This window comes from Streptomyces sp. NBC_00461, from assembly GCF_036013935.1.
Taxonomy (GTDB): domain Bacteria; phylum Actinomycetota; class Actinomycetes; order Streptomycetales; family Streptomycetaceae; genus Streptomyces.
On record NZ_CP107902.1, the window covers coordinates 138,069 to 156,105 of the forward strand.

General features: G+C 68.6%; 13 protein-coding genes and 1 pseudogene. 6 read left to right on the forward strand and 8 right to left on the reverse strand.

From position 1 onward, the window contains the following. Positions 1-323: 323 nt before the first annotated feature. Positions 324-972: pseudogene (locus OG870_RS00655) on the forward strand (IS5 family transposase); the annotation flags it as partial. A gap of 58 nt (positions 973-1,030) precedes the next feature. On the opposite strand, the gene OG870_RS00660 reads toward OG870_RS00655, so the two are convergent. Both OG870_RS00660 and OG870_RS00665 read right to left on the reverse strand, forming a co-directional pair. Next, the gene (locus OG870_RS00660; RefSeq protein ID WP_266593208.1) at positions 1,031-2,203 is read right to left on the reverse strand and encodes a hypothetical protein; all 1,173 of its coding nucleotides are present in this window, start codon (positions 2,201-2,203) and stop codon (positions 1,031-1,033) included. 265 nt (positions 2,204-2,468) lie between these two features. After that, positions 2,469-2,954, reverse strand: a complete 486-nt coding sequence (locus tag OG870_RS00665) for a hypothetical protein (protein ID WP_266593207.1) — start codon at positions 2,952-2,954, stop codon at positions 2,469-2,471. 222 nt (positions 2,955-3,176) lie between these two features. On the opposite strand from OG870_RS00665, the gene OG870_RS00670 reads away from it, so the two are divergent. Together OG870_RS00670 and OG870_RS00675 are read left to right on the forward strand one after the other, a co-directional pair. Then, entirely contained in the window at positions 3,177-3,782 is a 606-nt protein-coding gene (locus tag OG870_RS00670; protein ID WP_266593452.1) for an ABC transporter ATP-binding protein, read from the forward strand. Beyond that, positions 3,779-4,612, forward strand: a complete 834-nt coding sequence (locus OG870_RS00675) for an ABC transporter permease (protein ID WP_266593206.1) — start codon at positions 3,779-3,781, stop codon at positions 4,610-4,612. The genes OG870_RS00670 and OG870_RS00675 overlap by 4 nt, the downstream gene beginning before the upstream one ends. Positions 4,613-4,708: 96 nt before the next feature. Here OG870_RS00675 and uppS read toward each other — a convergent pair whose 3' ends face one another. After that, a complete protein-coding gene (gene uppS / locus OG870_RS00680; RefSeq protein WP_266593205.1) occupies positions 4,709-6,541 on the reverse strand; it encodes a polyprenyl diphosphate synthase in 1,833 nt (610 codons plus the stop codon). Between the two features lie 298 nt (positions 6,542-6,839). Between uppS and OG870_RS00685 the strand changes: the two genes are divergently transcribed. Together OG870_RS00685 and OG870_RS00690 are read left to right on the forward strand one after the other, a co-directional pair. Then, positions 6,840-7,874, forward strand: coding sequence for an SDR family NAD(P)-dependent oxidoreductase (locus tag OG870_RS00685; protein ID WP_266593204.1), 1,035 nt, complete (start codon positions 6,840-6,842; stop codon positions 7,872-7,874). Positions 7,875-7,974: 100 nt separating this feature from the next. Then, on the forward strand, positions 7,975-8,451 hold the full coding sequence (locus OG870_RS00690) for a nitroreductase family deazaflavin-dependent oxidoreductase (RefSeq protein WP_266593203.1): 477 nt from the start codon (positions 7,975-7,977) through the stop codon (positions 8,449-8,451). A gap of 391 nt (positions 8,452-8,842) precedes the next feature. Here the strand turns inward: OG870_RS00690 and OG870_RS00695 are convergent. Together OG870_RS00695 and OG870_RS00700 are read right to left on the reverse strand one after the other, a co-directional pair. Beyond that, a protein-coding gene (locus tag OG870_RS00695) for an IS5 family transposase (RefSeq protein WP_405627053.1) occupies positions 8,843-9,702 on the reverse strand; the annotation gives its coding sequence in 2 pieces (ribosomal slippage) (positions 8,843-9,357 and positions 9,357-9,702; 861 coding nt in all). A gap of 72 nt (positions 9,703-9,774) precedes the next feature. After that, positions 9,775-11,004, reverse strand: coding sequence for an IS701 family transposase (locus OG870_RS00700; RefSeq protein WP_266593448.1), 1,230 nt, complete (start codon positions 11,002-11,004; stop codon positions 9,775-9,777). Positions 11,005-11,294: 290 nt separating this feature from the next. Here OG870_RS00700 and OG870_RS00705 point away from each other — a divergent pair, with 290 nt between their 5' ends. Continuing rightward, the gene (locus tag OG870_RS00705) at positions 11,295-11,705 is read left to right on the forward strand and encodes a hypothetical protein (RefSeq protein WP_327690532.1); all 411 of its coding nucleotides are present in this window, start codon (positions 11,295-11,297) and stop codon (positions 11,703-11,705) included. Positions 11,706-11,960: 255 nt separating this feature from the next. Here the strand turns inward: OG870_RS00705 and OG870_RS00710 are convergent, their stop codons facing one another. The 3 genes from OG870_RS00710 to OG870_RS00720 form a co-directional block, all read right to left on the reverse strand. Then, the gene (locus OG870_RS00710) at positions 11,961-13,157 is read right to left on the reverse strand and encodes a hypothetical protein (RefSeq protein WP_266593201.1); all 1,197 of its coding nucleotides are present in this window, start codon (positions 13,155-13,157) and stop codon (positions 11,961-11,963) included. Positions 13,158-13,217: 60 nt separating this feature from the next. Then, positions 13,218-13,901: a hypothetical protein gene (locus tag OG870_RS00715; protein ID WP_266593200.1), complete on the reverse strand. Its 684-nt coding sequence runs from the start codon at positions 13,899-13,901 to the stop codon at positions 13,218-13,220. A 215-nt stretch (positions 13,902-14,116) separates the two neighbouring features. Next, positions 14,117-17,899, reverse strand: coding sequence for a hypothetical protein (locus OG870_RS00720; protein ID WP_266593198.1), 3,783 nt, complete (start codon positions 17,897-17,899; stop codon positions 14,117-14,119). Between the last annotated feature and the right edge of the window lie 138 nt (positions 17,900-18,037).

The window sequence follows — 18,037 nt, forward strand, 5'->3', positions numbered from 1 at the left end:
GGGAGACAAAGAGGGAGAGGGTCGCAGCGCCATGGATAGTCCTGGAGGAGCGCGCAGCGCAACTGGCCATCAAGCACGTCGAGGCGCATCAGAAGGCATCCCAAGCCCTTCAGCAGCTTCGGCGGGCAACGCCCGGCGATGTGCCCGAGCTTGGTGACCCGGACCCGGAGGCCGTACGCGCGCACTGGCGGGAGGAGCTGACCCAGCTGGTAGAGGTCTTGCGGACGAGCGAGGCCGCGCTGCGTGAGGGGATGTACCGGGAGGTCAACGTCCTGCCTCCGGCCAGCTCAAAGAAGGATCCGTGGGCTTGTTGTACTGCGCGGCGCTACCTGCCGCACGACTTCGCCCCGTGGGCCACGGTCTACGGATACGTCGCCAAGTGGCAACACGACGGCGTGTTCGAGCAGCTCACCGGCCTGCTGCGGCGCCTGGTACGCGAAGCCGAGGGCCGAGGCGCGGAGCCGTCGGCCTGCGTGCTGGACTCCCAGACCATCAAGACCTCCGCCAACGTGCACCTCGCCAATCAGGGCACGGACGCCGCGGATCATCGGACGCAAGCGCCACCTCGGCTGCGACACCCTCGGCCTGCTGCTGACCGTGCTGGTCACCGCCGCCAGCGTCTCCGACACCGCAGCCGGCGTGACCCTGCTGTCCCGCATCGCCACCGCCCACCCGCACATCACGAAAGCCTGGGTGGACGCGGGCTACCGCACCACCGCCATCGACCACGGCACCCGCCGCGGCATCGACGTCCACCCCGTCCAACGCCCGCCCGGCGCCCGCGGGTTCACGATCATCCCGAGACGATGGACCATCGAGCGCAGCATCGGATGACTCATGCACCACCGACGCCTCGCCCGCGACTACGAGACACACCCGCACCGCTCCGAAGCCATGATCCACCTCGCGATGATCGACCTCATGACCCGCAGACTCACCGGCGAAGCCACCCCGAACTGGCGCGGAACCTGACCCGGGACCAAACACGAATCACCGGACCAAACGCTCAGTTACAGCAGTGGCCGGAGGGTCAGTCCGCTGGCTGGGCCGCGGTGGCCATGTCTTCGAGGGCCTGCCGCCAGCGTGCGGGGAGGCTTTCTGCACCGGGGAGTGCTTCGTCGATGCGGAAACATGCACTCACCTCGTTTCCGTAGACGAACACGGCAACCGTCATGGGCGCACCTGGCGGGCAAACGACCAGGGGATCGATGCGGTTCACCTCCGCGTCGCCGTAGCGCAGACGGTGACGCACGACGACGTAGGAGGCGCCGAGCGTGAGCCGGCCAGGGGCGGTCATGAGTGCCACCAGACGCTGAAACGGCCACATCGGGAGCCGAGTGAGTATCGCGCGGAGTACTGCCTTGTGCTCCGTCGACTTCAGTGGGTGGGTGAGCGTGCGCGTGTGTGCCAGGCGTTGGAGGAGTGGCATGGTGCCGCCTGGCAGGTCGATACGGGCCAGGAAAAGGCGATTGCCGGGGGCTGTCACTTCTTCGGCTGTGCGGAGGTTGATGGGGATCATGACGGGGATGGGGAGGTCGGCAGCGCGGGGCCATGCGGCTTGCGCCCACTCCGCGACCGCGTCGGCCATGGCCGTTAGATTGACGTCGTTGGTACTGGCGTCGCCGGCGCGTGCCGTTGTCCGCAGCCACGCCGCGGGCGCGTAGGTCAACATGAGGTGGCGGCGGCTGGACAGTGGGTGTGCCGGTGAACTCCACCGGTGGTGTTTGCCGGCGCGCCGCAGCAGCATCATGGTGCTGCGCAGGACCTGTCCCGGCCGAAGCCGGTGTTCATGGGGGACTCCTCGCGCCACCGCTGCGGACTGCTCGACACGCATCGGTGGCCCGAACAGGGCCTCGAGCACCGCGAGGATGCTGCCGCCGTCCTGCAGTGCGTGATGGGTGAGGTATAACAGGACGAATCCGTCGGGGACATGCCCGTGGAGCAAGATCAGACGCCAGGTGGGAACTGCCTCGGGCCAAGGTTCCCGTAGGAGGCGCCGCATTGCGGCGTCGAGAGGTTCCGGTCCCGCGTCGACGCGCTGCGCATGGACGTGGTGGTCCATTTCCGGGGCGGCGGACTTCCATCGTGCCGTCGGCTCGCGCCTGTCCAGGACGTGCGTCAGACAGGGAAGGTCCGCCAGGCGCGCGGCGACGTGCTGGCGCAGCTCGGCCAGGTCGGGCACGACACCGGTCAGGTGCAGCATCACTCCGGTGTTGGACAGAGCGTCCGGGTGCTCTGCGTGCCGTTCGACGTCTCGCAGGATGAGATCAGCGGGGGTGGGGGCGAGGAAACTGCAGCTCGCTGGCACGTCTGTCGCCGCCGCCGTCATTCCGTGCTTTGTTGCTCCCGCGGACCGCTTGGTCATCCCGAAGCTCCTGCCATGACGATTCTCCGGCGCGGGTGGATGAGCACTCTCTCCCTCAACGAGGGCGGACAGAGCTGGTCACGTGGATGCCTGCGAGCCGGGCTCACGACACCAGGGCGGTTTCCGCCTGCCGGGGCATCGACCCCTGGGCTGTCCGCGAGACCATGCAGTAGGTACGGGTGCGGGCGGCGAAAGCGGTCATGCCCAGCCCTGCGGTGAAAGAGCCCATCCGGTGCGCAGCAGCAGACAGCTGCAAGGCATGACGTGCGCCCACGACCGCCCACCTCGGTCTGCACCCTCCCTTGCGTCGGCAGGTAGCCACGATGGCGCTGTCCGCGGCCGCGTTGATCAGGGAGTTCTGCAGCAGCAGGTCGGTGGAGCTGATCAGTATGGTCAGGAACATTCCGGCCAGCTCTCTGCGCACCACGGCCGCGAGCACGATGCCGAGGCGGCCGTAGATCAGGGCGCCGGTGAAAATCCCAGCGGCGATCACGGCGGGCTGAACAGTCTGCCAGAACAGGTTCCTCCAGGCGGTGGCGTAGACGGCGACCGCAGCTGCCACCAGGACGAGCGAGGCGTACTTCGCCAACGCGAGGCAGGAGCGCCAGGTCGCCCGCTGCCCCCATCCTCACGTACGAGTATGTGGGCCTTGCCGTCGGCAAAGCGCTTGCAGCGCCAGTCCGGTCAGCTCAGCCCGGACCGGGCGCCAGCGAGGCGCGGATGCTCGCCGCTGGCCTGCCGCCTGTGCCGTACCCCGCCGCCAGGAAGGTCGTTAGGCATGAAGATCGGCGAGAGGTTCGAAGGGGCTGTGATGGAAGTCTGCGGTGTGCACCACGCCTATCGTCGGCGGGTCGTGCTGGGCGGTGTAAGTCTGCAACTGCGTTCTGGTGTGCTGGCGGGCATCGTCGGGGAGAACGGGGCGGGCAAGACCACGCTGTTGAAGATTCTCTCAGGAGAGTTGCGGCCCCTGAGCGGTACGATCCGCCACAGCGGCAAGTTCGGGTACTGCCCCCAGGCAGCCGTCCTCAACGATGCCCTCACCGTCCGTCAGCACCTGCAGTTCTTCGAGACTGCCTATGGCCTCAAGGACCTCCGCAGGGCCGAGGAAGTGATGGAGCGGTTGCACTTCCACGAGTACGCCGACGAGCTCGCCGGCACCCTCAGCGGCGGCACCCGGCAGAAGCTAAATCTCACGTTGGCGCTGATGCACGACCCGCAGGTGCTGCTGCTGGACGAGCCCTACCAGGGCTTCGACTGGGAGACCTACCAGCGCTTCTGGGACCTGGCCGCGTCCTTGCGGGAGTGTGGGCGCTCCGTCCTGGTGGTCTCCCACCTCGCCTACGACACCGACCGCCTGGACGAGCTGTGGCGCCTCGACGGTGGCCTGCTGCAACAGCAGCCTAAGGAGTCGGTATGAGGCGCCATGGCCGGCTGTTGGTCACCGCCACGTGCTATGCCGTGGCCGAGCACCTGCGTAACCGGTTTGCCATGGTGCTGGTCGCCGGATTCATTCCCACGTGGACGGCTTTGGCTTACCTGGCCGTGCCCAATGCGCCGGCCGAGTTGCGTCTGAGGGCCACCGGGCAGCTTCTGCGGCCCGCCGGTAACCAGCTGTCCGAGATCACCGGCGCGCTTAACGCCGTCAGCCTCATCGTCGGGTTCATGATGTTCGCGGCCGCTTTCTCCGGCGGACATTTCGATCGCCGTCTGGTTATGGCCGGGTACCCGCGCATCCACCTAGTCGTCGCCAAGATGAGCGCTCTTGTTCTGGCATCGGGCGCCGTCGCCGTCTATGCCGTCGCCGTCACGCACTTCTTGTGGACGCCGTGGCAGCCGGTTCTCCTGGCTGCGGCCCTGTTCTGCGCCGCCTTGACCTACGGCGCCATCGGAGTCGCTCTCGGCTCCCTGCTGCGCCGAGAGGTCGAGGGCATGTTCGCCATCGTCATGATCAGCGTTATCGATGTATACCTGCAGAACCCCATCGCCAGCTCCGGGTCCGACAGCCCCATCGTGCGACTACTGCCCTCATACGGCGCCGTGCAGGCAAGTACCGCCGCCGGGTTCTCCGACACCGCGCTACCTGGCTATCTTGCTGTCCAGCTCCTGTGGTTCACCGGCGCCGCCCTGATCGGCCTCCTCGCCTTCCAGCGACGCACACGCAACACGTTGTCCCTCAGCCCCCGCCACCCTCGCCGGCGGCTGCCTGAGCAGACCGTCCGGAGCTGTGTGGAGGAGACAGAGGTCTGATCCTCGCGGCCTTCTCGCGGAGAGCGGTCGCCTCCTCATCGCTCGTTCGGGATGGTGCGTGCTGCGGTCGTCGTGCGGCTCCGGGGCCGCATCGTGCTACGCGTTCTCGGTGTCTGTGCGGGCGGCGGCCCAGGCGGGCGGCGCGTCGGGCGAGGGGGCTGCGCCGTAGCGGCGGCGACGGTGCATGTGGTCGCTGATCACCTGCCAGAGGTCGCGTCGGTCCACCTGCGGCCAGAGCTCGGAGGTGAAGTGCAGTTCGGCATAAGTGGCATGCCAGGGCAGAAGGTTGGACAGCCGCTGCTCGCCGCCGGTGCGCCACAGCAGATCGACGTCGGGCATCTCGGGGTAGGGGAGGTAACGCGCAAAGTCCCGCTCGGTCAGGTCACCGTGGGTGAGGTCACCGGTGCGTGCGGCGCGGGCGATGGCGCTGCCGGCCCGTGCGAGTTCGGTGCGACCGCCGTAGTCCAGGCAGAGGTTGAGCGTCAGTCCGGTGCGGTGACGGGTGGCCGCCTCTTGGTCACGAATCTTGGCGGCAAGGTCGCAGGGGACTCGCTGCGCGTCGCCGATCCAGCGCAGCCGGATGTCGTGCCGCAGGATCCAGCCGTCCTCCAACTCGCCGCCGAGTACGCGGAAGATGTGGAAGACCTCGTCGGCGGAGCGGTTCCAGTTCTCGGTGGAGAAGGTGTAGAGGGACAGGTGGTCAAGTCCGATCTCCAGCGCTCCCATAGCCATGTCGCGCAGCACACGGACACCGGCCGTGTGGCCCGCCGTGCGCGGCAGGCCGCGGCTGTTCGCCCACCGGCCATTGCCGTCCATGATGATCGCCACGTGGTGGGGCAGACGATCGCGGTCGATGGTCGGGGGGTGTGCCCCGCTGGGATGAGCGGGCACGGGCATCGCTGGAACGGTGACTGTGGCGGACGGCTGCCGGGATCCGGGTGTGCGCTGTGGAGGCACTGCGGCTTGGGGACGGACCGCCGACGGTGTGTGGAGCGGGACCAGGCGCCACAGCAGGAACGCCTTCAAGCGCGCGGGGGCCATGATGCGCCATCGCGTCAGCCGGTCAGGCTCGCAGGGGCGTTGCAGGATGGCGGGCCCGCTTTTCTCGGCCATGTCCAGACGGGCGCGGAATAAGGCGACGATGGACTGGAGCAGGATGTCGGCACCTGGGTGCAGATGGTGGCGCAACTCCGCATGGCCATCGGCGAGGCACTGACGGGCCCGTTGGAGGAGATGGGCGACCAGCGCCTGGACGTCGGGGCTGAACTGCCGCTCCGGCAGGTCACTGCCGGCGCCGGGGAATCGGCCGAGAACTTCCGCCGGCAGGGTCAGGGTTCCGCCGTGCACGTCGTCGGCCAGGTCGGCGAGGGTGTCGGTGAGGTACAGGCCGTCGAGGAAGCCGGAGACCGCGGCCAGCTGCCCGAGATCCACCGGAACGCGGACGCCGCAGCGCTCCAAGAGCCGCAGGAACTGTCCCACCCAGCCGGTGTTCTGTGACTTCACCCGCGCATGCCAGTCGTGCCACGTCGCCGGGGCGGTGCCGTCCGCGTCCGCGGCCAGGGCGGACAGCGACTCCTGAAGATCGTCCAGGTCGATCTCCCACCGCCGGACCGTGTCCACTAGCGCCCGGCGCACCGGGTCACCGCTGCGTCCATGATCTGCCTCGGTGCGCAGGGCCGCCGTCCAGGCGGCAAGGTGCTCAGCCCGCTGAGCGGGGGTTCCTTCGGTGGTGTCGATCAGCCCGTCAGCGGTGTGGAAGGCTGCGTACAGCGCCCAGCAGGCCGGCCGGATCTGTGGTGGCATCAGGTGCAGGAGCGCGTACTCCGCCGAGTGTGCCTCGCGCACGATTTTTCGGCAGGCGCGGTAGGCCGCCCGGACATCGGCGTCCTCGCCCGCGCCGGCCGGCGCGCCTTCTCCCAGCCGTGGCAAGGGATTCCTTCCAGCCGTCTGATCAGTTCTCCGGCCTTTCCAACGGGTTTCCCGCCGCCGCGCTACGGCTGACCGTCATCGTTCACCTGAAAGCGCACCTCCCCGGCCACCGGGGATGTCGCGGCGGGCCGCCCCGCTCTCCGGCTTGCTCGTACGCGGGCGGGGCGCGTGCTGCCTTGGCGGAGGTGTCTGCGCCGGACATGTAAGCAGCCCCTTCCCTCCAGCCGTGTCCCTGGGCCGGTCGAGGGCGTTAAGCGGGGAGCCCGCCGTTCCCCCACCGGTCATCCAGGTGCCAGCCATGCCGTTGATTCCTGACTCCCCGCGCCGCCGCGCACCGTTGCCCTGGCTGCGGAGGGGAACCGACCCGTCGGGGTGGCGGTACGCAGACGTGCCGCGGCTCACCGGTCTCACCGCGGTCGTCACCGGCGGCAGCTCGGGCGTGGGACTCGCTCTCGCCGAACAACTGGCCGCGCGAGAGGCGCATGTGGTGCTCGTCGCACGCGGCGCAGGCGAAACCGAGTCCGCCGCCCGCCATCTGTGCCGCCGGGCCACCCCGGGGCACGTATCAGCGGTGCCGGTGGATCTCGCCGACCTCGACGACATCGGCACCGCAGCGGGCCGCATCGGGGAACTGACGGACGGCCGTGTCGACATCCTGGTCAACAACGCGGGCGTTGCCGCTCTGCCAGCGACGTGTACGCCCAGCGGGTTCGAGGCACATTTCGCGGTCAACCACCTCGGCCACTACGCCCTCACCGGCCACCTGATGCCTGCTCTGCTCGCCGCGCCCGCACCTCGGGTGGTCACGGTGTCCTCGGTCCTGCACTGGCTCGGCCGACTCGATCCTGTGACACCGCACCGGCCGGCCCGATACCACCGGTGGGGCGCCTACTTCGCCTCCAAAGCCGCCAACCTGCTCTTCACGCACGGCCTGGACACCTGGGCACGCGCTGCCCGAGCACCGCTGACGGCCGTGTCCGCTCACCCGGGTCTCGTGCACACCAACCTCGGCTCACGCGCCCTGCGAGAGTCACGCCGCCACACCGAGGCCCGCCTGCTGGAGCATCTGCAGCGCCGCTGGCACAGTCCCACCGAGGCCGCCCTGCCCCTGCTGAGAGCGTCCACCGACCCCACTGCGCAGGCAGGCGACTTCTTCGGGCCCGGTGGATACCTCGAGCTGTCGGGACCGGCCGTCCACGTCCGAGCCGCACCATCGACGGCATCCGCAGCAGCCGCCGATCGGCTCTGGCGGCTGTCGCAGCAGCTGACAGGCGTCGCATACCCCGCCGCCCCGCCCGCGCCACACAAGCCCGAGATCTCGACAGGGACATGAGACACCCCGACAAGCCGGCTGTTCACACTCTCGTCGGCCCCTCCTTGGGCGGCACTTGCCGGTGCTACCGACTCATGCCGAACGACAGGGAGAATCCGACATGATCCACCCGTGGGTCACACGGGTGGGCCGTACGCGCCTTTTCCTCGCCCTGGCCCCCCGTCTGCTGCCTCGGCTCGATGTGGCCGGCCATCGCCTCACCGGCGGTCGGCTGCTGCCGAGCCGTCTTCTGCTGCCCACCGTGCTCCTGACCACTACCGGCCACCGCACCGGCCGGCCGCACACCACTCCCTTGTGCGCCCACAAGTACGCGGACGGCAGCTGGCTGATCGCCGCCACCAACTTCGGCCGCCCGCACCACCCGGCCTGGAGCACCAACCTGCTCCACCACCCCCGAGGTACCGTCACTCACCGGGATCACCAGTGCGCCGTCGAAGCCACTCTCCTCCCCCCGAGCCAGCACGGTGCCATCCGCCCGGAGCTCCTGCGCATCCTTCCGATCTACGACCACTACGCCGGCCGTGCCACACACGACATCCGCATCTTCCGGCTGAGCCTGGCCATCGGCAGTCCGTAGCGCCACTGCTCTCCCGGGCCGCGCCGCCGTATCGCCTGCTCCTCCTCGGCGGCCACCAGGCAGGGACGAGGCGGTGGCTGCCTCCGCGCCCCGTCACGACGGCATGGCCCCCAACCGCGTCCAGAGTGTCTGTCAGCGCCCGGCGCAGTGCCTCCGGTTCCCGGCGGTGTGGTCAGTGGCCGCCCATGAGGTGCAGGTCGCGCCGAAGGCGGCGGCTCTGCTGGCCGCGAGGTGTCTACCCCGAGCCCGAGCTGGGCCGCTGCGCACCGCTCCGGTCCCTGACCTGCGCCCTCGGCATGAGTGGCGCCACCGGTCACCCCTGTCCACCGCAAACCGTGCGTCACTCCACGTAGGGCCCTTTGTGAAGATCACGAAACACTAGGGCCCGTCTTCAAACTGATCTTGCCCAGAGTAGGAATGACGCGAGACTGACGGCTGCCTCGTAGGAGGTGGCGGTCTTGTCGTACCTGGTGGCGATGCCGCGGAAGCCCTTGAGGCGGTTGAAGCACCGCTCAACTACGTTGCGGCGGCGATAGATTTGACGGTCGAATGCCGGTGGCCGGCCGCCGCGACTGCCGCGGTTGTGCCGGTGTCGCTGCTGGTCGGCCTTCTCCGGGATGGTGCAGACGATGCCGCGTTTGCGCAGGTAGGCGCGGAATCCTCGGGAGCTGTAGGCCTTGTCGGCGATGACCTGGTCGGGTTTGGAGCGGGGACGTCCAAGTCCGGTCCGCGGGACACGGATCCGTTCCAGAAGGGGACGTGCGCAGAGGCTGTCGTGGCGTTGGCCGGCCGTCAGCAGGATCGCGAGCGGGCGAGCCCTGCCGTCGCAAGCGAGATGGATTTTGGTGGTCAGGCCTCCTCGGGATCGGCCGAGGGCGTGATCGTCTGTTTCGTCCGGCCGGTGGGTCCCCCTTTTCGGCCGGTGGCGGCGGCGTGCTGGTGGGCACGGACGATGGTGGAGTCGATCTGGACGAGCCAGTCGATGTCGCCGGCCGCGTCCGCCTGGGCCTGGACCTGCTGCAGGGCCCGGGTGAACACGCCGTCCAGCGCATAGCGGCGGAAGCGGGTGTAGACGGTCTGCCATGGGCCGTAGCGTTCCGGCAGGTCGCGCCAGGAGATCCCGGTCCGGATCTTGTACACCATCCCGTTGACGACCTGCCGATCCTCCACACGTGGCCGGCCCGTCGCGGCCCGCGGTATCAGCGGAGCGAGCAACTCCCACTCCTGATCGGTGAGTTCATGGCGACGTATCACCCCACCATGATCCACCATCCGGTGATCTTTGAAGACGGACCCTAGTACTCCAGTTGTAGATCGTGATCTTCATCGTTGATGGGCGGCCTGCCGTTCGTAGTGGCAGGCCCGGGACCGGGCTTGATGGCGTCGTCGCCAGGCGGACCAGCCGAGGTGATGTGCGGCTGGGCGGATGGTGATGCTCAGTGCGGCGAACAGGTGCCGGATCTCGTTGCAGGTCAATGGGATCAGCTCGCCTGGGGCCGGGCGGTGTTCGTGTGCGGTGGCTGCGGCCAGGAAGGCATGGGCGAGCATTGCGAGGGTGACCCAGCGGTGCCAGGACGTCCAGCGTCTGACCTGGTGTTCGTCCAGCCCGGCCAGGCCCTTGGCGGCCTGGAAGGTCTCCTCGACGGTCCACCTGCGCCCGGCCACCCGCACCAGCGTGGCCAGCGGCACCGGGGCGGCCGAGTAGCAGTGGTAGAAGGCGAGTTCACCGCTGTTGCGGTTGCGGCGAACGAGTAGATGGCGGTGACCGGGCCGGTCGTCGGCAACGTCGGCCAGGGCCCAGTCGTAGAAGCGGTGCCCCTTGGCGCCGGCGCCCGCGGAGAGCTTCTGCCAGGCCCGTTTCGGCAGCTTCTTGGCCAGTGCATCGGCCCGCACTTTGCCCGCCCGGGTGGCGATCTGGTGATCGCAGGCGACCGCGAGGACGTAGCCGACCTGGCGGTCTTCCAGCGCGCTGCGTAGCTGCGGATTGCCTCCGTAGACCTCGTCTGCCGCCACCCAGGCGGCACGGACCCCGGCATCCAGGGTCCGGCCGATCATGCGGACGGCGAGCGCGGGCTTCGTGGCGAAGCCGACCTCCTCGGGAATCCCGGCCGACCGGCAGCGGGCCGCGTCCGTGATCCATGAGCGCGGCACATACAGTTCCCGGTCGATCGCCGCGTGCCCGCGTCGGCTGGAATAGGCGAGGTAGACGGCGACCTGGCTGTTCTCGATGCGCCCGGCAGTGCCGGTGTACTGGCGCTGCACGCCGACCGTGGCGGTGCCCTTCTTCAGGTCGCCGGTCTCATCGACCACCAACACTGCGTCCTCATCATGCAGTTGCTCGACGACGAAGCTGCGCAGCTCGTCCCGGACCGCATCGGCATCCCACTTCGCCCTCGACAGCAGATGCTGCAGGCCGTACGGGGTGGCATCGCCGGCGTGCTCGGACAGCGTCCAGCAGTTCTTGCGTGGCAGGTCCGACAAGAGCCCGAGCACGAACTCCCGGGCCCGGCGCCGTGGTTCCACTCGGGTGAACCGTCCCGCGATGCGGCCCATCAGGACCTCGAACATGTCCTGCCAGCGGGCGGGATCTATGCTGTGGCCTGCGGCCACCGCCTGATCTTCTGTCTTCACACACCGATGATCAACGGTGGCCGCATCCGCGCCGCTCGCCCCCTGCGATCCGGGGGCAGGGGGCCTACCGGCGCGCCGGGCAGGGGCTAATCATGTGGTCGATCACTTCACCGCCGGTGTTCCGGCGCTTCGCCGGTGCTGTCACGGCTGGCCTGGCCTTGGCGGCAACCTCAGGGTGCACGGTTCCCATCGATGCCGTCGCCGGTATCTCCGTGACCGCCGACGACCGCCTGCTCGGCGTCATGATGGTCTGCGGGCATCAGATCGACGGTGCGATCCTCTACGTCGACAGCGACGATGCCGACAAGACGGTGACGGTCGGTTCATGGACCGCCGACCACCCCCTCACGGCAGGTCTCACCACCTGGACCCTTGATCCTCCTTCTGCGGGCTGGACCGCCGACAAACCTCTCACTCCGCTCACCGCCAAGACCGCCTATGCCCTCTACGGGGGGACCGAGGACAACTCGTGGTCATCGAGCAGCGTCTCCTTCACCCTGGCCGACCGGGACCGGCTCACCCCGGGAATGGTCCGCTACGACAAGATCTCGGACAATGGTGATGAATCCGCAGTCACCGTTCCCATAGCGGAGTTCAAAGCCAGGGCCTGTCAGGACATGTAACGCAACGGCGCCACCGGCCAGGTCGAGGCGCTTCGCCGCCACAAGACGCGAGATCACGATCTACAGCTGGAGTACTAGGCGCGACAAGCTCACCCAGGACCAGCTGGACGCGCTGCGGGAACTGGGAGTGGAGTGGGCGTAACCGACTCGACCACTCCGGCCAGCCCCGCTATCGGACCGGGGATCCGGCCCCACTACTGCGTGTCGGTAACGGCGATTCCCCGCGGGCGCCCTCTCGCTGCCTGTCCGTGCCGCTCAAGCGGCCGCGGATTGATTTGTTGCCGGGGCAGAGTTGCGGACGATGAGTCCTAGGAGTAGGGCGCCTTCCAGGGCGGAGAACAGTGCGAGGAGTCGTTCTCGCTCTTCTTGCGTGCCACCGTCGCTGTGCTTGAGCTTCTGGAGTTTGTCGCGTGTGCTGACCAGGATGCGTGCGAGTACGTCCTGGATGAGGGCCGGCCCCGCGCCATCGTCATATTCGTTGGCCTCGCGGGCGACGGAGCTAGCGCTGTAGACGAAGCACAAGGCTTCTCCCCGTTTCGTCGGTGCTTCTTTTCCGTCCTTGATGTAGGTGAGCAGCGGTTCGTCAGGGAGATTGGCTTTGATCCACGCGAGGACGTCCTTCGGGCGGAATGCTTCCCGCATGATCCGGTCGATGAGCTCGATAAGGGAGTTGGCTGCCTGCGAAACGCCGTCCTCTGAGTACTTCAGCGCGTCCCTAGCGCCCCTAACCTTCCTGACGAGCTGGGAGTTCTCACGCTGCAGTCGTTCGGCCGAGGCTTCAGCGACCCGGTCTCTGAGACTGCTGACGATCTCCCTCAAGTCCTCCGGCTCCCACCCAGTGAGGTCCTCGCAGGTCGCCACTGTGAGCTCCATAGGAAGATCTTTGAGGATCTTCTCCCCGAGAGCCTTGTCCACCACGGCGATGCCCCGTACCAGGTCGAGGGCGAGGATCTCCCTCTTCGAAACCGCTTTGCGCTGGTCTTGCGACATACTGCTGACCGCGTCGCTCCAGGCCACGGCGAAGGGCATGAGCGCTCGCAGAGCGCGCCGGGCCGCCAATGCGACAACTGCTCCGTCTTCTCGTACCGCACTGACGAATCGTCGGTACTCTGCGGCTCCCAGCAGCCGACACGCGAAAAGCTGGTAATTCACTCTCTGGACGGAGTTGGCCCACGTCTTGGCCTCTTCCGGTGTTCGGAATTGACCGACTATGGATTCGATCCCGATCTCCAGCTGCTGAAGATCCATCGCCTCCATGACCTTCTCCAGCCGGTCCTGCCAGGGGAGAGGGCTCTCGGAGTCGGTCAGGGCACGGCACACGGAGACGAGCAGCTCCGCACCGGTGATGAGGGCATCGTCGAGGCGCAGAGCCGTACACACTTTGGGATCGAGGTGGCGGGCGAACTCGGCGATGCTTGACGGACGGACGGCATCCGACAACGGTTCTTGCATGTTCGCCTCGCTCCACGCACACGGTCTTCCCGAAATTGACGGTACTACAGCCAACTCCGCCTACTCATGCGGTTTTTGTACCAGCCCGTGCGGGCCCTGAGAATACGGTGCATGGCGTGCGCGCCGCGTTCGCGGAGGGTCTTTTCTCTGGCCAGCTCGCGCCTGGTCCGGCTCGGGATCTGCACGTGGTGGCGGCCGAGCCACAGAGCACCCTGCAGCGGTGTAGCGGGAGGCAGCGTGCACGCTCAGTCCGAACATCATGCAGATCATCTTCACGTCGCCGTCGGCCGCCTGGACTTCGTCGAGGATCCGGTCGTCGCGCAGCAGGGTGCTGGAGGCGGGGTAGTGCCGGTACAGCCAGGGCCGGCTGACCGGTGCGGTGGACAGGGCGGTGCGTCTGGTGACGAAGAAGTACAGGTTGGCGGTGTGCGGCCAGCGCCGGGTGCGGTGGGCGAGGTAAACGGCCAGGCGTACACGGACCGGTGCCCCGAGACGGATCGTGCGGCCGGGCACGTACAGGCGGTTCGACTCGAGGTCGCGGGCGTCGTGCAGGGTGAGGTGGCGGATTTCGGCGGGGCGCAGGGCGTGGAAGGCGAGCAGGGCGGTGACGGCGGCCCGGGCCGGGTCCGCTTCACCGACCTGCAGACCACAGCTCTGACCAGCAACGACCACACCAGAGCGAGCTGGACCGATTACGTAGAGAACGCCGCCCCTGCGCGAACAGGCCTGCTGGCGCTCGGCCACCCTCGTCCCGATCTCCCGGAACACCGCCAACCGGCCGGCACCGTGACCTCAACGGATCCGCTCGATGAGGGCCGCGGCCCCGTGCGCGAGTTCGCCGGGCGACAGGACGGGCAGGCCGGTGATGTCCGCGGCCTCACGGCTCTTCAACGGGCAGTTCGTCAGCGTCCCGCTGACCGCGAGGTGAGCGATCAGGGCCGGGGTCAGGGCGTGCGGGACTACGACGCGGGCGTTGTCGCGGCCGTTCTCGCGGGCGTTGCGCGGTGCTTCGGCCGCTCGGCGGGGGTGGTCACCGCGATCACATAGGACGAACCGCCGAGGAGCCGGCCGTCGTGGCTGAGGCGTTGCAGCACGTCGAGACCGTAGCGGTCGCCGGGGCGGGAGTCCGGCGGGCCCTGGATCGTGATGGCGGCTGTCACCGTTCCCCCGGCGGGGATGCGGACGCCGTGGATCTGTGAGACCGGTGCATCGCTGGCGGCGTAGATGCGGGTCGGGTCGAGCTTGACGAGCCTGCTGAGCCGACGGTGCCGGCGGGCCTGGTCCTCGTTCCCGTCGCGTTCGGCTGGTGGGGCGGCCGACTCGAAGTGTTCGCCGAACTCCTCGATGAATTCGCCCGCTTGCGCGAGCCACCTGCCGAACAGCTTCTTGACGACACCGTCGTGCGGGCCGTGGCGCTCGACCGTGAAGCCTTCGTACGCTCGCTCCGGGTTCTCCAGAGACAGCTTCGGCAGCATCAGCGACAGCGGCCCTGGGAACTGGGACCGGTCGAAGACGAGGTCGACGGTTGTCGCCTCCCTCGCGGGGTTGTGGAAGTCGAGCAGGAACGTCGCGGGATCGTGCTCGAAGCGCTCTCCCTTCGGAGGCACGGGACGGGCACCGGCGGTGACCAGGTGCAGGTTGCGCCACGCGATGTGCTTGTCCTGCATCACCGCGGAACCGATGTCCGTTGCGGTGGCCGTGACTTTGTCGGTGCCTGTGGTGACGAACGCCGCCGCGCAGACATGGTCGTGTCCGATGGGCAGCGCCAGGGTGGACAGGTCGACGTCGAACTCGACGACCTGCGGGGTGCGGACGTCAAGGGTGCTGTTGAGGGGCCGGTAGGGGACTATCGGGTCGGCGAACTGCCAGCCGGTACCCGCCAACCAGTTGCTCGTGTCGCCGCTGTTGATCCGGGCCGCGTAGCCCGCGGGCAGCGCGGCGAGCGCTGCCGAGGCGTCGGTGAGCAGGAGCAACACGCTCACCTGCGGGCCCGCGACCGGCGTCAGTGAGCGGTTGTGCACCTCGACGAAGATGCGATTTTTGCCCGAACTGTCGGCGGTCTCGATGTCCGTCGTGCTGTCGGCGTAGTCACCGATGTTGATCGCGAAGTCCAGGTGGTCGGCCGACGAGCCCAGCGCGGGCAATCCCGGCAGCGACGGACGCCGGACCTTGATGTCCGGACTCATCCACATGTAGGAGGTGAACCCGGGGGCCGTCGGGTCGGGAGCCCCGGAGGCGACCAGGGCCGGACGGCTGCTGCCGACGAGGTGACCGGTGTCGGTGGAGTTGGCGCGCAGGTACAGGTCCGGATCGGTGCCGGTCGTCGCGTCGAGCTGGATCTCCCACAGGCCGCGGCCGTGGGTGGCCGCCCGCAGCAGTCGAGAGGGCCGGTGGATCGCTAGATCGCTGATGGCCGCTTCGGGCAGGCCTGGGGAGAACAGCGTCCAGGACCAGGTGGTGCCAGCCCGTTGGCCGCGCCAGCAGCCGACATCGGTGCCGACGTACACCGTCAGCGGGTGGTCCGGGTCCACCACCACGGCATGGCTCGGCACGTCGACGACAGTGGTCGGCATGGCTGCGTGCCAGGCGGTCCCGTCGAAGTACCAGCAGTGGGCGCTGGCGGCTCCGCCCAGGGTGATGTACAGCGCGCCGGTGGCGGCGTCGGCCACGCTGATGTCCGTGATGTAGCGGAAGCCGGGTAGCCCGCTGGTGGGCAGGACCGTGTGCGACCAGACGCCGCCCGCCAGGTCGTAGCGCCAGATCGTCGAGTATGTCGCGGCGTAGACGCTGGTCGCCGAGGCGAACGCGACCGCAGTGACGGGATTGCCGTCGATGACGTCCTGGGCGGCGTTCGGGGTGCTGGGCGTGTACGGGTTCGTCCCGGTCGGCAGGGTGATCCAGGTGGTGCCCCAGTCCGCGGTCAGCCAGAGGCGGTTGGTGCCGTAGGCCGCGAGCGTAGGGGCGGAGCCCGCCGGGGACGTGGCGATCGGCGCGTAGAATCCGGCGGCCCCGTACTCGGTCGTGCTGGCGTCGTTCTGTGCGGTGGTGTTCGCGGTGACGGGCGGGAAGGGGATCCAGTTGATGCTCGCGCCGCCGTCCGTGCTGCGATAGAGCATGGTGTGCATGTACTGCCCCATCACCTGGTAGGGATTGCTCGGGTCGACGGCCACACCGCCGGAGTCGCCCTGGAACCGCTCGGTCCACGCCTCCTCACCCAGGTATCGGACCAGGCCGTTGTCCTGGGTGCCGGCGAAGACGACCGCGTCGGTGTCGCCCCGCTGGGCGAGGAAGGTGGGCTCGGTGATCGCGAGCCCGGTGTTGCACGGGCGGTACGTGCCGATGGTTCCGCTCGTCGACGAGTGCCAGAGGCCGCCGTCGGTGCCGATCCAGACACTGGCCGGATCGTGCGCGGTACCGGCGGCGTTCAGGCCGAAGCAGAACGCGTGCGCGTCGGAGTGGATGTTGCGACCGATCCAGGTCGGGTCGGCCGACGGGTTCGCCGTGTTGGCTGCCTTGAACGGGAACGTCCAGGTACCTGGCCCGCCGGTGACGTCGCCGCGCCAGAACGACAGTGACCAATTGCTGCCGTCCGAGGTGCGGTCGCCGCCCAGGTAGATGCGGTTGGCGTCCGCCGGGTCGACAGCCAGCACGCTGTCGTAATAGCCCTGCCCACCGCCGAAGAGCACGGTGCCGGGCAAGCCGGCGACGGTCTGGAACGCCTTCTTGACCAGCCGGTAGAGCGAACCGTCCTCGCGCACCGCGTAGACGGCGGTCGGGTCGCTCTCACCGGCCGCGAGGACGGTGCGGCCGGCTCCGCCGATGCCGGTCAGGGCGCTCCACGTCACCGTGTCGGTGCTCGCATAGACCCCGTCTCCGTCGAACGCGGTGTAGTACCGCTTCGTCGTCCCGGCGCCCGCGACAATGAGGGAGCAGGCGGCACTGGTTGCTGTCGTGAACGCCGGACTGGTCACCTGTGCCCAGGTCGCCTTGCTGCCCGAGGTGGGACGGCGGTAGATCCCGGCGGTCGTCGCCGCGAGGACGCGTGTCGGGTCGTCCGGGTCGATCACGATGTTGAAGACCGCCTGTCCGGCCAGGTTCGTCGCCTCCAGCGTCCACGTTCCCGGCGCACCTCCCGCCGTCGAGTGCTTGATCCCAATCCCGAAGTAGGCGTCGCCACCACTGGTCTCACCGGTGCCGACGTAGACCTCGTCCGTGGCCGCGGACGCCCCGAAACGCACCTGCAGCGCACCTACGCTCAGCGAGTCGGCCTCCGCACCGCCGAACACCGTGGGCGAGGTGGCGTAGTCGTCCAACGGCACCCAGGTCGCGCCGGCATCCGCCGAGAACCACACCCCGCCATTCGCGGCACCCGCGTAGACACGGGAGCTGTTCGGTCCGGCCACCACGGCTCTGATCCGTCCGGAGACCGGGGGTCTGTCCGTGGCCTGCCCGTAGCCGATCACGGACGGACCCAGGGGCGTCCAGTTCACGCTGCCGGGCCCGCCGGGCGCGACGGGAGGTTCTCCGATCGTCCACTGCTCAAGGCGGCGCTCAAGGCGGCGGCGCCGTGCCGCCGCTTCGGCGAACACGCGAGTCAAGAGCCGGCCCTGCGCGTCGGACCGACTGGCTTGGAACCATTCGCGGCGTGCGGTCACCTCGTCGTCCTCGCGGGGGCCGTCCGGGCCCTCACCGTCGGGGTTCTGTCGCAGTTCGCGTTCGCCGTTACCGCTGTCGTTCGTCATGATTGCTCCTGATGCAGGACGACGGCGCATCCAGGGGAGTCCCGAGCCAGCGTTCCCAGTCGGAGCAGGGCAGGGCGCGGCAGGTGGCCGGGGCAGTCGGCCTTCGGCTGCGCACGACGTGTCCCGCGGACTCGACCA